Origin of the sequence: Bacillus cereus group sp. N24, from assembly GCF_016483345.1 — a bacterium.
In the GTDB taxonomy this organism is placed as follows: domain Bacteria; phylum Bacillota; class Bacilli; order Bacillales; family Bacillaceae_G; genus Bacillus_A; species Bacillus_A toyonensis.
On sequence record NZ_JAEHCA010000008.1, the window covers coordinates 166,257 to 181,471 of the forward strand.

Consider the following 15,215-nt stretch of genomic DNA (forward strand, 5'->3'; position numbering starts at 1 on the left):
ATTAAAGCTTGAACATAAAAAAAAGAGGTGCAATAAGCACCTCTTTTACATGTATATTACTCATTCAAACTGTAATTATTTCTTCAAGTTTCCTTATCATTTTTGCTATAACTGTAATTGAATTCTCTGTTTCAAATTCCCCAATATTTAAAGAATGGTTAGCGTTCTTAACAACATCAATTCTTAAATTCGTTTTATATAATTGATTAATTTGATCTACATTGTATTGGTGATCTTTATCCCCAATTACCAACAGCCCTTCGTGTCGACTATGTAAGATAGAATCAAAAATCGAATTAAAAGTTAACAATGGTGTAAGTAATATCATTTTTGACTGTGAAAATTCTTCTCTCTTCATTAAATCATTCGCAATTGGAATTGTTCCAAGTGATTTTCCTAAAAACATCGAATCGTTGTATTGTCCACTTTTTAGCACTGCATTAATGATAGGGTTAATATCATCCATCATTACTTTCGTTACTACTTCCATTGGTTTTTCCATTAATTGTCCATCGTAGGAATAATGAATATGTACTACATCTATTTTATGTTCAAGCATTAACATCGTTGCATAATAAAATAAAGGCTTGTCATAATTATAGCCTGAACCTGAGAACATAAAGCATACCGCACTGGAACCCTTTTCGATATGTGTGTAACGAATGACTTTATCATCTATATTTATCTCTTTTTTAGTCCCCTTCACCGTTTTCCCCTCCAGATACGTTTACTTTTGTAAAATGATATGTTCTGTATGAACTGGTAAATCCTTCACTTTCTCTTTTATAAACGCTGGCTGTAAGTTGTATGCATCTAACTCTTCTATCGGCACCCACTTAAACATATATGTTCTATCCTCTTCATTCAGAATATATTGATCTGCCCCATTTGCAGGTAATTCTTTCAGCTCTACTTCATAGTAAAAACTAATTTCATGGAGCTTTCGCTCAGAAAGTGTAAAGAAATTTTCTACTGACCATATTAATCTCTTTACTTCAATTGGAACAGCTAGTTCTTCAGCAAGCTCTCGTTTTAACGCATCTTCACTATTTTCTAGCATTTTCACGCGTCCACCCGGTACGTACCAAAAATCTTCACCGTCACCTTGCAGAATGAGTATTTTATTATCATGTTTACAAATTGCTCCAACTCGGTAATTAAAACATGTTTCCTCTACTATAAACGTAAGGTCCATCCCGAATTCCCCCTATTTATTAAATATCGAATTATTGCAAAACAATTATGTAATTACTGTAAAGATAAGGTTACTAAATTTATCCACTTCATTCAATCATTTTCGAATTTTCCAAACGCTTATTTTTCATCATTACAAGTGTATATACATATGTTACAATCACATTGCATACTAGAAAAATATGATGGGGGTACGAATGGAAACGTTATTAATCCAGCAAACTGAGAAATCAAATAAGTTTTGGAAAATCGTTGTGAAAGAAAGCGACTACGTTGTGTTTTACGGGAAAATTGGCACAGCTGGTAGCGTGAAAGCGAAAGAGTTTGAAACAGAAGAAGAGTGCATAAAAGAAGCTAACAAACTAGTTGCTTCCAAACGTAAAAAAGGATATACAGACCCGTGCCCTGGGGAAGATTATATAAAAGAAAAAACGATAACAGAAGAAGAATTTTGGGGGCTACTCGCTCGCGCTAAAACGAAAGGTGAAGACCAGGAAGAACAAATAGAATGGCTTACTTCTCATCTCTCTAAGCGTACAGTACATGAAATTGTTGCTTTTGATACACATATGCATCATATATTAAAAGCTTCCTATACATCTCGCTTATGGGCAGCAGCCTATATTATTTTAGGCGGTTGTTCGGATGATTGTTTTGATTATTTCCGCGGGTGGTTATTATATCAAGGAAAAGAAACTTACGAAGCGTGTATTGAAGATCCAGAACGGTTAATACATGTATTAGAAAATTTGAGTGAGTATGACGTACCAAACATTGAAGAACTTTCTCTATATTTCGGTTTCACTGTATATGCAGAAAAAACTGGAGATGAAGAAGATACTTACTTTACACTTTACCATGTACTAACTGATGAAAGAGCTCATAATGACGACATTGAATTCGACTGGGATCAAGATGACGAAGAAAGTCTGAAAAAGATGTTTCCTAAGCTGTGGGAACTGTACGGAGAAGAACCGATTGAGTGGTAGATTTACATACGAAAAACGCCTTGTTTTTTTAGTAACAAGGCGTTTTTTATTGATACTATGTTTAAATTGTTATCTTCCCACTCTCCCACCACTCCATAAAAGGCTTTAAAGAAGGAGCAATCCACGTTCTACTATCATTTTCATGATTCCACACATATATATCATCTCTTTGTACCATTCCATTCAAAATAGAATAGCCAAACAAATCACCATTTCCGCCATCAGCAAAAAATAATAAACAGTCAAAAGGCATATATAAATCTTTAAAATCCACTATATTTCTCATATTCATATTTTCAGTTTTAATTTTTGAAGCAGACCATATAAAGTCCCCGTACTCACCTTCTATACCGTTTGTTTCCTGTAATAATTGATATAACTCATTAGGTAACTCCACGTGTAACCATTTTTGTATATCAGCAAGTTCATCCTTCGTTGCTGGGTTTTTCATACTTAAGTTTAAAGAAATACTTCGAATGATATTTTTCCACATAACCTTTTATCCTTCCTATAGTCCTTCATGTTCAATCAAGTTTATACCAATAATCAAATTGGGTATGTACTTGGATTATATATGTTATTATCTCTGGATCACTAGGTTGTTTTTCCTTCTTTTTATCTCTAATATCATATTCATTTACATAACGAGTATCTCCTATCTTATCTCGGTAATAATTCCCCTTTTCGGTTTCTACTACTGTACTATCATCTAAAAAATAGAGCTGAATTTCTACACCAGCCTCGTTAGAATTTGGATACTTTAACTTCCCTTTTTTTTGATAGAATGAGATTACTTCTGCCTTCGATTGCTTCGTTTCTATAACACGATTCGCTACTACTTCCCAATATCCGCCATTTGCTAATTCAATCCAATTCTTCTCATCTGCTTCATAATCTTTAATTAGCTTACTATCCAAAGGCATCGGCAATTGAAAAAATTCAGAAGAAAAGGAATGAGAGATATACCACGTACTATTTCTTACGAGAATGACCGTTAGCAAGAGCATTATAACTGTTGAAATTGTTGTCCTTTTTCTAACCTTTTTTAATTGACGTATCATATTTCTCTCCATTCCTATTATCTATAAAAACTATCCATTCCACTTTTCTAATAATTCTTTCTCCCTTTCAACTGAAATACCTGCCTTTAATCCCCTCTCTTTCATTTCATTCACCCAGTCATACACATCTGTAACAGTATCTTCTAATCTTCTAAAAGTAAGCCCTGCTTTAACAGCATTCTCAATACTAATAGAAAATCCACCTTTCCACGGCTTCGTTTCCCCTTCTAATGGAAAAGTTTCCGGAAGCCATAAAGGCATCTCTGTCCAAGGCTGTGCTTTATGTTCCTTCATAAATGATTCATCGACCCAAACGAATTCAGCATCACTATTCGTAACCCTTTTACACGTATTTAATAGCTCTTCCATCGTCAATTCATCATTTGGACCTGTTATATTGAATGTACCGGCTTTATTATTTTCTGCCATGTTTAGTCCAAAGCTTGCGACGTCTTTTATATCAACTAATTGCACTGGACGATCTTTTCTTCCTGGTACTAACACTTTCCCGCCCTTTGCTACACGCTGAATCCAGTATGGAAGGCGATCTGTATAATCAAACGTTCCCGAAAGAAGTCCTGCTCTTACATGTAAAACACGCCCCGGCCAATACTTCTCTGCTTCTTTTTCACATAATACCTTTAGCGCACCATAATGCTCATAAGGCGATATTTCACCATTCTCTACAGCTTTTATCCGATCACTTGTTGGTTCAGGTTGTAATATATAGTCTTCTTTTATATGATGGGGAATCCAATCTTTATATACGGAAAGGCTTGAGATGAATATATATTGCTTTACATTATCTTGTAATACTTCGCTAACATTCCGAATATGGTGCGGAGAAAATCCACATGTATCTATGACAACGTCCCATTTTCGATTTTCTAAACTTGATACATCGTTATTTCTGTCACCGATTAACTTTTTCACTTCAGGAAATAGTTCTTTATTTGATCCGCGATTAAATAATGTAACTTCATGCCCTCTTTTCAACGCCTCTTCTACAAATGCTCTTCCTAAAAATCGTGTACCGCCTAGTATTAGAATTTTCATGGTTCTCCCCCATTCATGATTAAAAATCTATTCTTTTGTTTAACGATTTTTTGTTGTGAAAAGTTACGGGGGATAGTTTAATTGTTTTCTACAAGTTCAATATATGTAACTTCGACACTTTTCCTATTTTTAAAAGCAATAATATGAAAATATTAATTCTGTCGATTTCCATTTCATATATAATTAAAATATCGGATATTCGATTAACCACTTATACATACTTAGGCAGGTGAAAAATATTAATAAACACATAGTTTATCATTCAACATTATGTATTTATTTTCTCACATCACTTGTATATATCATCTTGCTGAACATAGAAAATGGTCGTAATTATTTGGGGTTTACAATGGTTCTTCCGCTTTTAGCAGTTATTTTATATCAAAAATTATTTAAGAAACAAAAAATAGTTCATACATTTGGAATTTCACGTCCAAAAATAAAAACACTAATTTTCTCCATATTATTTCCACTACTTCTAGGACTATGTCTCCATTTTTATTTTCATATTTATGATATAAAGTTCTTATATCATGATTGGAATGAATTAGGATTTCTCTTGCTCGTTGGTCTTACAATTGGATCTTTATCTGCATTATTAGAAGAAATTATATGGCGAGGGAATTTTCATTACTATTTACGAAAAAAATATTCATTCATGCAAACAGCTATTATTATAGCTTCGCTTTGGTCTTCATGGCATTTACCAGTAGCTATCTTTTATAAAAATTATGAGTTTCAGTTTGTAGGAATATTAAGTTATCTCTCTTTATTATTTATATTGTCTTTAATTTTGACGTACACGAGAGAATATGGTGGTTCTGCAATATCACCCGCAATTTTACATGGTATGTTTAATGTATTTTATTTAGCAGATGTAGCGCAAAACAAATGGGATGCCAGCCTAATAGAATTAATTAAATTTATAATACTAGCAATCATACTCGGCATGATGTATCTTATACATCACAAAGTTAGAAAATAGTTAAAAAGCAAAGAAAAAAGGTGTTTCCGCTTTTATTTGAAAGTACCTTTAATAGATTATGAAGTACTTCAACACCTTGCAATTATTTAAAAATCGTATAGGTGTTGAAGTTTTATAACCTTAGTTGTACAACTTTGTTATCACAACACTTTTTTCTATCATGAAAAACAAAGCAAATTTAACTAAACCCTTTAATTCTCATTTCCAAAATTAACCACATTAATCTTTTAAATAAGGAAGTATGCACTCTTTAATTAACTCCCATTTATCCACCGCATTTGGTATAACCTCAGAAGCAATCACCACTACCAATTCTCTCTCTGGAATACAACAAACCATATTCCCACCATCGCCCATTGCGCAGTATGAAAAGCTTCCATTTTCTTCTCGTAACCACCATAAGTACCCATATTGATTTGGATTCATCACCGTTGATTCTTTTACCCATGATTTTGAAATGATTCGCTTTTCATTATGAATACCTTCGTTCAAATACAATTGTCCAAACTTAGCCATATCTTTAACTGTTAGCGTAAGTCCCCAGCCGCCCGTCGAAATACCATTTGGATCGTGAACCCATCCTTTTACATCTTTTCCGAATAAGTCATCGAATCCAAATGCTTTCATATTGTAGTTTGGAATTTCTCTCATACCGAGTAGCTGAAATAGCTGTTCATTCGCAAATTCACGCGCACTTTTCCCTGTTGCACTCGAAATAATTGCTGATAGTACATGTGCTCCTGCAGATGAATATTTAAAAGATCCAATTTCTCCGCCGTGCCCCATTCTATTAAGTGTATACTGTACCCAATTCTGTTGTGTACATAGTTCTTCTAACGGTTCCTGCCAATCTGTAAAAGGGTATGGTGCTGTCATTGTAAGTAGGTGTCGCACTGTTACTTCAGATGCCTTAAGTTTATATTCAGGAAAAAACTCTATTACTTTTTGATTAACGCTTTTTATATAGCCCTTACCTATACATATCCCAATTAGCGCAGAGATTATCGTTTTTGTGACAGATGCTACATGAAATGCATCATCTGGACCGTGGCCGTTATAATATTTTTCAAAAATAATGTTATCCTTCTGCACTACTAACATACCGTTTATATTTTTATAGTCTTCTTTTATCTTGTAATCCAACTCTTCAAAAGTTTTCATTATTCTTCCCCCTTAATCTATGATTAAAAAGGTTCGATCGGTACATATATATCCACTATATGTTTATGTTCTGGATGCTTTCTTGGATCATTTCTATACACTTCAAAAGGATACGAATCTCTCGGCTTATATCCGCTATTTGGGAGCCATTCGCCGTATAAAAAATCCCATGCACCTTTATATTCATTTTGACGTATTTCAAAATGGCCTACCGCATATTTTCCTGAAGGTATTACCATTATTCCAATATCACTCGTTCCTACTGCGGATTCATCGGGAATTGTTATACATAAACTTGTTCTTAAATGATAGTCCTCAGTAAATTCATGATGATCGTGGTAAATGGTTAATACTTTCGTATCCCCAAATATATGATAGTTTTGCTCCGTTGCATAACGAAATAATTTCTCTATCATTTTCGGAAAAGCTATAGCTAACTCTTCATATGTACCGATATGTCTTATGTATGCGACATTTCTATCGTCCGCTGTTACAATTTCAACATTTCCCCGAACCTTCTTACATTTATTGTATTGAGAAGGTTCACTTACGTCTTTGCAATTCTTGCTATTGTAGTTTCGATATTGAGACGGACTTACTCCGTAATAATTTTTAAATGTACGGGAGAAAACAGCTGAATCTGTGAACCCGAAGTGATACGCAATGTCTGTAATCGTCATATCCGGACGATATGTAATAAGGTGAGTTGCCCTTTCTAGTTTCAATCGGTTTACATACCGAGATAAAGGCTCATCTACTATCCCTTTAAAAATTCTATGAAAATGAAACTTTGAAGATCCTGCTACATTGGCTAACTCTTCAATTGAAAGTGAATCATTTATGTTTGATTCTATATAATCTTGCACTTTATATATGCGTCTTATGTATTCATTTCTACTTTGAGAACTCTCCATATCCTTGCCTCCTCACAACAAAAAGGCTAACTTCATGTTAGCCTACTTTATACATTTTTTAAAAATAAAACTCTACTCCCGCCATTCCCGTCATAATTTGTATGTACGGATACACCTTCTATTTCATCATCCCCAGCCTCAATTCGAAAGCCAATTTCTTGATGAAATTGTATCGATTTTTTATTAACTGGTGATGTGATTGCTTTTACAACTTTACGGTTATTTGCACGAGCAATATCAAAGAAATAAGAATACAATGTCGATGCAATTCCTCTTCTTCTATACTTCGGATTGACACCGATAAAATGAACGTACGCTTCCTCTTTATGCGTTTGTGAGAAGAATCCGCATAAGAAACCTAACGTTTCTCCCTCTTCTTCAATGATAAAACTCGTTTCTTGAAAGTGAATGAAGAACAATTTTGGCAACATATGAGCCATATCTCTCCCGCCCCACCAATCATTTAATACAGAATGAATCTTTACATAATCTTCCCCTTGAATGTTTCTTACTCGCATGTATTTCTCCCTCTCACTCACTTCATTTTTTCATATATTTTAATAACCGTTTCTACTAATAGAATGAATACCCAAATACCAGAAAATACAAGCACCGACTGGAATATCGATCCAAGTATCATAATACCAATCGCACCTGATATTGAAAATGATACGCCACCAAACCCTGGATCTTGTATAAGTGATCCAGCAGAAAAAGCTGTTATAATAGATACGATTAAATAAATAACACTCATTATTTTTAATATTTTTATAGAAAGATACGAAGTTTGTTCTTTCTCCACTTGTGATAATTCGATTTCCCCACTCGCAATTCCTTTTTGAAGACAATCTTCACACAAAAATTCTTCCTTAATTTTTTTACCACCATGTATTGTACCCGTTATTTCTTTACACCTTGAACATTTTCGATTTATCATTTTGATATCACTCCAATCACCAAGGATTATCTTAATATAATTCGACATTTACCTTATTATCCCTTTTATGTATTTTATAGAGAAAGATCGTGTTTTATGATTTCAAAACTCACATTTGGTTCTAAAAATCCCACCGTTCATTATGTATTACGGCCGAGTTGCTATGCGGTTATTTTTAACAATACTTGCTCAAAAATAGCTATCATCGAAAAAGGAGACCGTTATTTTTTACCTGGCGGCGGTATGGAAGGTAACGAAACAAAAGATGAATGTTTACATCGCGAACTACTAGAGGAATTAGGATGGGAAATTGAAATTGATCTATATATCGGTAATGCAGCGCGATATTTTTATGCAGAAAAAGAAGGGACATATTATTTAAACGATGGGTTCTTTTACATTGCGAACATAGTACATAAACAAACTGAAACCTCTGAAAAAGATCATGTTTTAAAGTGGTTACCTCCACTACTTGCTATAGAATATTTACTTCATGATCATCAAAATTGGGCTGTTGAACAAGCGCTTTTAGTACGAAACAAAAAATGATCTCCTTCTATATGAAAGAGATCATTTTTTATTGTTAGCTTACCTTTTTTAAATTGAGAGCTGGCTTTTTGATTCCGCCTTTTTTTACAACATATAAACCCACAAAGATTATAAGTCCGCCAACGAGTTGCATCATATTGATTTGCTCTCCAATTGTTACAGCTGCAAAGATCACTGCGAATAATGGTACGAGATACATATAAACCATTACTTTCGTTGAACCGATTTGACTAATACCGACATACCACATTGCTAGTCCAAATATTGTCGCAAAGATGATTGAATATGCTAGTGAACCCCAGCTTGGCATGTCTACTGGCCACGTTAATGTGTTTACGTTGAATAAACAATATATAACAAGAGGTACAATTCCAATTAATGTAGACCATGATGTAACTCTCATTGCAGAGTATTTTGTAATAAGAGGTTGTGCTAAAATTGGATACCATCCCCACGCTATTGCTGCTACTAATCCAATTATATTTCCAAGCCACGCATACTCGTAAGTAGCTCCTCCTGTATGCCCTGTTAATAAAACGAATGCTGCACCAATAAACGCTATTATTGAACCGATTTGTACTTTCATCGAAAAACGTTCTTGTTTGTGTAATACTGCTAATATCCCTGTAAAAATAGGTGACATTGCAATTAGTAATGAGGCGTTCGTTGCTGAAGTATATTTCACAGATAACATAAACATCGTTTGATACATTGTCGTTCCAACGATGCCGACTGCTACTAATCGTAACCAATCTTTTCTTTCAATACGTAATGAGCGTTCCATAAAAAATGTAATAAGTAATAATACCGGTGATGCTACTAAAAATCGTAAACTATTAAATTGAATGGATGACATAAATGCCACGCCATACTTTCCAATTGTATAATTTGCTCCCCATACTAATGCTACTGATACTAGGAGCCATTCCATTTGCCATCGTTTCATCCGAATCTCCCCTTCCCTATTTAGCATAGTAAAATTGGCTGGATATAACACCGTCCAATTGGCTGTTTTTTTACCCAGCCAATTTGCTATACTTAATGTATTGAAAAGATACGGAGGCGTTTTTTATGGAATGGAAGCTAGATAACGACAGTAAAATCCCTATTTATCAGCAAGTTGTTGACTTTATTGAAAAACGTATTACATATGGAGAACTTCCTCCAGGTAGCTTCCTCCCTTCCGAACGGAAATTAGCTACACAGTTAAATGTAAACCGAAGTACAGTAACGACTGCTTATAATGAACTACGTGCTATGGGAATTGTAGAAAGTACAACTGGTAAAGGTACACGTGTAAGTACACATATGTGGGGTGTTTCTCCAACATTAACACCAAACTGGAGAAACTTCGTAGAAGGTGGTACGTTTTTACCAAACTTACCGTTACTTCGCCATATTCGGGCAGAAGTACAACAAAATGAAAATATTATAGATTTTGCAAACGGAGAACTCGGTTGTAATCTCTATCCTCATGATCAACTACAAGCGATTTTGCGAGAACAACCGTTAACGCAGTCATTAAGTTACGATCATCCGCAAGGGTACCTCCCGCTAAGACAAGCGGTTGTAAAATATATGAAGGAATATTTAAAAGTTGAAGCGACCGAACAATCCATTATGATTACATCTGGCGCACAGCAAGCACTTCATCTTATCGTGCAATGTTTATTAAATCCAGGTGACGCAGTCGCTTTCGAAAGTCCATCGCACTGCTATTCACTACCACTATTCCAATCAGCAGGTATTCGTATTTTTCCATTACCTGTCGATGAACACGGTATTAATCCAGACGATGTGCAAGAGTTATATAGAAAGCACCGCATTAAAATGATCTTTTTAAATCCAAATTTCCAAAACCCTACGGGAACGATGCTGCATCCAAACCGTAGAAAAAAACTATTATCACTTTGCGCAGACTTACGCATTGCGATCGTTGAAGATGATCCATCTAGCTTACTTACATTTGAAAATAAACAACCTTGCCCTACTTTGAAATCTATTGATGAAAATGGAACTGTCATATATGTACATTCCTTATCAAAAATGATCGCACCAGGGTTACGAGTCGGCTGGCTTGTCGCTCCGCAGTCAGTAGTAGAGCGATTATCAGATGCACGGCACCAAATGGAATTAGGTATGAGCATATTCCCGCAGTGGCTGATGCAGCAATTTTTTGAAACCGTACCATTTCAGTCGCATATCGTACCGTTACGAAAACAACTGGCAGAAAAAAGAGACATTATCGTCCGTGCTTTAAATGAACAGCTTCACGATAAAATCACTTTTTCAAACCCGACCGGCGGTATATACATATGGGGAAAATTAAACGAACCGATAAACGAAAAACAACTCATTATGCAAAGTTTAAAACAAGAAATCGCCTTTATGCCTGGTAGTATTTTCGGTGCGAAAGATGGTTATATACGTTTATCCTATGGGAAGGTAAATATCAATCAAATTGAGGAAGGGATTTCTCGTTTACGTGAGGCTATTTTGGTTTGCGGGAAATAAAATAACTTTTTAATACATTTAAAACTTCTTTATTCATTAACTCCAGATAATAAGTTAGCAAAAAATAATGAAAAGAAGCTTCATTCCAAAATTAAATTATAAGAAAGCTCCTGATGATTGATACAGGGGGCTTTCTTTTCCAGATTTTTCGTTTTTCTCTATATTTCTTCCCTACTTCTAAGAATGATTCTTATAAATTGTAACTCATTATGATTAATTCACCTTTCCGTCCATCCTTAATAGTCCTCTTTCATATTCCTAACTACACATTTATTATAAATAGAGAAAATCAACTCTCCATTCTCACAATCTAGCTGTATACTTAATAAATACTATGGGATTTGAAGTTTTTATCTCCGCATTCTCACCCTCAAATATATATATTTGTTTATTTTCAATATCAATAAATGCCATAAGTCCATTCTCATTATATGCTTCTGAATATTCACCATCTATTTTTATTCTTTCAAAAGAAGAAAAAGAAGAATGTACTACTTGATATTCGGAAAGCTTCATCATTCGCTTTCCTTCCGGTACATGCACAATTTTCGGATCATCATCGGGTAAATATTCTAGTCCGATTTTATTCGGCGCAACGAAAATTAATAGATGCAATGGTTCCATTTCATTATTTTTATAGCCATGTATATGGTTCTTCCATCCAAACACTACCTCTCCTTTTGATGCACGAATTATTTTTTTATTTGAAATATAATAATCCAAATGACCTGACAACACAACGGCACAATCTTCTCCAAACGGATGGCTATGAGGTGGTATTCCTTCTTGCAATTGAAAAATCACTTCATACACCCAATACTTATCATCATTCGTTTTATAAATAAGATCATTTTTTGATATATTAATAGTTGTTTGTGATAAATCTAAACTCCTCATTCGGCCCTCCTGATTAATTTCAGACTTACTTATCTTTTGAAACCATTGCATAGAGCAGTAACATGAAATGATCCTCTAATTTAAAATACATTTTATTTATATATATTCAATCGCTATTTTATCCAAATAAACGCTATTAAAAATCAATCCGCAGAATGAAATTCAAATAAAACTTCCTAATATTTTCGTATTAAGAAATTTTCACATCACTACATATAACCACTTATTAAAATCTATAGTACATTCGTTATTTAGTTCGAAATATTCGTTTATCTTATAAAAATACATACGTATTAAATTGCGGAAGATATTACTCGTTTGACAAAACCTAATTCTACCATTATTATCAACACGAACCTAGTTATAGGAGTGATAAAAATGAAAATTTACGTTGATGCAGATGCTTGTCCTGTAAAAGATGTAATTATTTTTGAAGCTACGAATGCAGAAATCCCTGTAACCCTCGTTACTAGCTTTTCTCATTATTCTAATGCTAAGCAGCCAGCAGGTGTGGAAACAATATATGTTGATTCCGGAGCAGATGCTGCAGATTACCGAATTATGCAATTAGCAAAAAAAGAAGATTTAATCGTAACACAAGATTATGGTCTTGCTTCACTCGCTTTAGCAAAAGGCTGTATCGTACTACACCATAAAGGCTATAAGTATACGAATGATAACATTGAACAATTGTTACAAACACGATATTTAAGTGCAATGGTTCGAAAAAGTGGTAAACGTACAAAGGGACCGAAACCATTTACAGCAGAAGATAAAGAGAAATTTAGAGCGCTCTTTAAAAGTATGATCGCACTTTAAAAATGAATCGTCTATTTGCAAGGAAAACTTCGCAAAACAAAGAAGAGAATCTCCAAATGAACATTCTCTTCTTGAGGTTTACCCGTTTAAAATGAAGGTAAATTATCTAAATTATTTTCTTTTATTCCATCAGGTTCACTACGTATAATATCTCTGCCATACTTATGAAATACATCCACATGAGCTAACTTCCCTGATTTTGCTTCACTAAGAGCAGTCATATAATCTAACTCTCTCCCGCTACTTGTTTTAAACGCTATTAAATCACCATCATCATTTTTACGAACAGCAACAATTTGTTCTGCTCCTGAATTGACTTCATTGTCTACTTCAAATTGAGCTTGCTCTTCTCCTTGATGTAAGTAATCATTATAAACTTTTTCAAAGTCTTTATTGTCCATAACATTCACCTCCAACACATTTTTTAGTATGGTTGGGAGGTGTTGGTTTTATGTAATTTGCTCTAAACTTTTGTATTTTCAAATGAAAACATAGTACCCTCACTATTTGATTGTAAAGTGTATTTTATATCGAACATCTTTGATATATCTTCAATATTTTTCAAACCAAGTCCTGTACCTTTACTATTTATATCAAACCCAATCCCATCATCTCTAAAGGAAACAATATCTTCATCTATAATAATTTTGAGTTTTTTAGCTTTTGAATGTTTAAGGACATTTTGAAAAATGTTATCAAATAACCTTTGAATCCATAACTCATTACTATTCCATATCAACTCTTTATCTTGTGGATTATATACTAATTCAATTTTATGAATGCTATACAAATAGCTCCATTTTTTAATCATATTTTCTATTAAATTATGTATATTAACTTCATCATTCACAATATAAGTATTCTCTACGGTCTCTGTAGATTGAATATTAAATTCGTTAGTTAAATCACTTATATATTGTATCTGCTCATACAGTGATTCAAGTACTGGCGCTTGTGCTTCGTATTCGCCTTCTAAATAATATAATTGTAATCTAACTGCAGTTAAGGGTGTATTAATATCATGCCGTAATTTATTTAATAGCTCTTTTTTTATTTGTTCCTGTTGTTGTAGTTCTAATTCTCGATAAGTTGTTCTTTCTATAAGCAGGTTTACTGACCTAATCAGTTCTCCCATCTCATCATCACTTTTGACATCTATTATATTAGGGATTTTTTTATCACTAGCTAAATCTCGAATCGTTTGATTTAATACATTAATTTTATTTAATAATGAGTTTATCGATTTTGAAAATACAAAAGCTAATACTAATAGTGATAATAAAAATATGATTAACATAGTAGGATATGCAAAGGATTCGTGAAAAGGAATGTTCTTATTTTTAGTTTTAAAGGCAACATTATAAATAACTGATACAAAAATACTAATCGACAACAATAACAGAGGTACGCTAACAATAGCGGAGAATAGTAGTAACTGATATTTTTTCTTTAAGTTCATTTCTTCATATAGGTATTTAGTCTATACCCTTCTCCATAAATATTTTGAATAATATCACCTGTTTTATCATCTATTTTGGCCCTAATTTTTTTTATATGTACGTTCATGATATTTTGATTTCTATCTTCAAGTTGCCATAAGTAATCAAAGAAATGTTCTTTTGTTAGAATTCTATCTCTATTTTCATATAAATAGAAGAATATTTTACGCTCAATTGCAGTAAAAGCAACTTCATCACGCAAACCATTTATGAAAACTCTTTTATATTCTGCATCTATAAATAAATGGTTAATTTGCGCGAAAGTACCATATTTATTATCTAACATTTTCTGAATCCTTAACAGCAACTCTCTAGGATCAAAAGGTTTTATCATGTATTCTTCTCCAATAGTCAAACCTTTTAGTTTACTATCCATATCATTCCTAGCTGATAGAAATATAATTGGAATATTTAGTCCTAGATTTTTTATTTTCTTTGTAATTTGATAACCATCTTCGCCTGGTAACATAACATCCATTATGACTAAATCTATGTCATGAATTACATCAAGAACTTTCCTTCCCTCTTTCTCCCAATACACATTATACTTCTCGCGTTGCAAAATTTTTTGTAATAAATCTCCTATAATCAAATCGTCTTCAACAATTAATATGTTATATACTTTCATTATGTATAGACC

General features: G+C 33.4%; 19 protein-coding genes. 5 read left to right on the forward strand and 14 right to left on the reverse strand.

The window, feature by feature from the left end; genetic code table 11:
- Positions 1–64: 64 nt before the first annotated feature.
- Both JDS95_RS14620 and JDS95_RS14625 read right to left on the reverse strand, forming a co-directional pair.
- On the reverse strand, positions 65–706 hold the full coding sequence (locus tag JDS95_RS14620) for a hypothetical protein (protein ID WP_000679142.1): 642 nt from the start codon (positions 704–706) through the stop codon (positions 65–67).
- A 21-nt stretch (positions 707–727) separates the two neighbouring features.
- Positions 728–1,195 carry an NUDIX hydrolase gene (locus tag JDS95_RS14625; RefSeq protein ID WP_000366221.1) on the reverse strand — a complete coding sequence of 156 codons (468 nt, stop codon included), beginning with the start codon at positions 1,193–1,195 and terminating at the stop codon, positions 728–730.
- Positions 1,196–1,391: 196 nt separating this feature from the next.
- Here JDS95_RS14625 and JDS95_RS14630 point away from each other — a divergent pair, with 196 nt between their 5' ends.
- Positions 1,392–2,183, forward strand: a complete 792-nt coding sequence (locus JDS95_RS14630; RefSeq protein WP_000449135.1) for a DUF4240 domain-containing protein — start codon at positions 1,392–1,394, stop codon at positions 2,181–2,183.
- 61 nt (positions 2,184–2,244) lie between these two features.
- Here JDS95_RS14630 and JDS95_RS14635 read toward each other — a convergent pair whose 3' ends face one another.
- Genes JDS95_RS14635 through JDS95_RS14645 form a run of 3 tightly spaced genes read right to left on the reverse strand, consistent with a single transcriptional unit; the run spans position 2,245 to position 4,300 of the window.
- The gene (locus JDS95_RS14635) at positions 2,245–2,676 is read right to left on the reverse strand and encodes an SMI1/KNR4 family protein (protein ID WP_000265757.1); all 432 of its coding nucleotides are present in this window, start codon (positions 2,674–2,676) and stop codon (positions 2,245–2,247) included.
- 31 nt (positions 2,677–2,707) lie between these two features.
- Positions 2,708–3,244 (reverse strand): hypothetical protein, encoded by a 537-nt coding sequence (locus JDS95_RS14640; protein ID WP_000621042.1) that lies wholly within the window; start codon positions 3,242–3,244, stop codon positions 2,708–2,710.
- 30 nt (positions 3,245–3,274) lie between these two features.
- Entirely contained in the window at positions 3,275–4,300 is a 1,026-nt protein-coding gene (locus JDS95_RS14645) for an SDR family oxidoreductase (protein ID WP_199690575.1), read from the reverse strand.
- Between the two features lie 229 nt (positions 4,301–4,529).
- Between JDS95_RS14645 and JDS95_RS14650 the strand changes: the two genes are divergently transcribed.
- Positions 4,530–5,285, forward strand: a complete 756-nt coding sequence (locus JDS95_RS14650; protein WP_085450339.1) for a CPBP family intramembrane glutamic endopeptidase — start codon at positions 4,530–4,532, stop codon at positions 5,283–5,285.
- A 219-nt stretch (positions 5,286–5,504) separates the two neighbouring features.
- Here the strand turns inward: JDS95_RS14650 and JDS95_RS14655 are convergent, their stop codons facing one another.
- The 4 genes from JDS95_RS14655 to JDS95_RS14670 are packed head-to-tail and all read right to left on the reverse strand — an operon-like array spanning position 5,505 to position 8,297.
- The gene (locus tag JDS95_RS14655) at positions 5,505–6,446 is read right to left on the reverse strand and encodes a serine hydrolase domain-containing protein (protein WP_000846448.1); all 942 of its coding nucleotides are present in this window, start codon (positions 6,444–6,446) and stop codon (positions 5,505–5,507) included.
- 23 nt (positions 6,447–6,469) lie between these two features.
- Positions 6,470–7,360: an AraC family transcriptional regulator gene (locus tag JDS95_RS14660; RefSeq protein ID WP_000446060.1), complete on the reverse strand. Its 891-nt coding sequence runs from the start codon at positions 7,358–7,360 to the stop codon at positions 6,470–6,472.
- A gap of 47 nt (positions 7,361–7,407) precedes the next feature.
- Positions 7,408–7,878, reverse strand: coding sequence for a GNAT family N-acetyltransferase (locus JDS95_RS14665; protein ID WP_001266061.1), 471 nt, complete (start codon positions 7,876–7,878; stop codon positions 7,408–7,410).
- 17 nt (positions 7,879–7,895) lie between these two features.
- Positions 7,896–8,297 (reverse strand): DUF3980 domain-containing protein, encoded by a 402-nt coding sequence (locus JDS95_RS14670; protein ID WP_085450492.1) that lies wholly within the window; start codon positions 8,295–8,297, stop codon positions 7,896–7,898.
- 96 nt (positions 8,298–8,393) lie between these two features.
- Between JDS95_RS14670 and JDS95_RS14675 the strand changes: the two genes are divergently transcribed.
- The gene (locus JDS95_RS14675; RefSeq protein WP_002043942.1) at positions 8,394–8,846 is read left to right on the forward strand and encodes an NUDIX hydrolase; all 453 of its coding nucleotides are present in this window, start codon (positions 8,394–8,396) and stop codon (positions 8,844–8,846) included.
- A 34-nt stretch (positions 8,847–8,880) separates the two neighbouring features.
- Here the strand turns inward: JDS95_RS14675 and JDS95_RS14680 are convergent, their stop codons facing one another.
- Positions 8,881–9,792, reverse strand: a complete 912-nt coding sequence (locus JDS95_RS14680) for a DMT family transporter (RefSeq protein ID WP_085450340.1) — start codon at positions 9,790–9,792, stop codon at positions 8,881–8,883.
- A 125-nt stretch (positions 9,793–9,917) separates the two neighbouring features.
- On the opposite strand from JDS95_RS14680, the gene pdxR reads away from it, so the two are divergent.
- Entirely contained in the window at positions 9,918–11,360 is a 1,443-nt protein-coding gene (gene pdxR / locus JDS95_RS14685; protein ID WP_144467065.1) for a MocR-like pyridoxine biosynthesis transcription factor PdxR, read from the forward strand.
- Positions 11,361–11,663: 303 nt separating this feature from the next.
- Here pdxR and JDS95_RS14690 read toward each other — a convergent pair whose 3' ends face one another.
- Complete coding sequence (locus JDS95_RS14690) at positions 11,664–12,257, reverse strand: cupin domain-containing protein (protein WP_097980563.1); 594 nt, start codon at positions 12,255–12,257, stop codon at positions 11,664–11,666.
- A 378-nt stretch (positions 12,258–12,635) separates the two neighbouring features.
- Here JDS95_RS14690 and JDS95_RS14695 point away from each other — a divergent pair, with 378 nt between their 5' ends.
- Positions 12,636–13,076: a YaiI/YqxD family protein gene (locus JDS95_RS14695; RefSeq protein WP_000708766.1), complete on the forward strand. Its 441-nt coding sequence runs from the start codon at positions 12,636–12,638 to the stop codon at positions 13,074–13,076.
- Between the two features lie 86 nt (positions 13,077–13,162).
- Here the strand turns inward: JDS95_RS14695 and JDS95_RS14700 are convergent, their stop codons facing one another.
- The 3 genes from JDS95_RS14700 to JDS95_RS14710 all read right to left on the reverse strand — a co-directional run bounded on the left by JDS95_RS14700 (position 13,163) and on the right by JDS95_RS14710 (position 15,203).
- Positions 13,163–13,477: a DUF3892 domain-containing protein gene (locus tag JDS95_RS14700; RefSeq protein WP_000368864.1), complete on the reverse strand. Its 315-nt coding sequence runs from the start codon at positions 13,475–13,477 to the stop codon at positions 13,163–13,165.
- A 62-nt stretch (positions 13,478–13,539) separates the two neighbouring features.
- On the reverse strand, positions 13,540–14,535 hold the full coding sequence (locus tag JDS95_RS14705; RefSeq protein WP_001049598.1) for a sensor histidine kinase: 996 nt from the start codon (positions 14,533–14,535) through the stop codon (positions 13,540–13,542).
- Positions 14,532–15,203, reverse strand: a complete 672-nt coding sequence (locus tag JDS95_RS14710) for a response regulator transcription factor (RefSeq protein ID WP_000870365.1) — start codon at positions 15,201–15,203, stop codon at positions 14,532–14,534. Before JDS95_RS14710 ends, JDS95_RS14705 begins: the two co-directional genes overlap by 4 nt.
- Positions 15,204–15,215 lie beyond the last annotated feature (12 nt).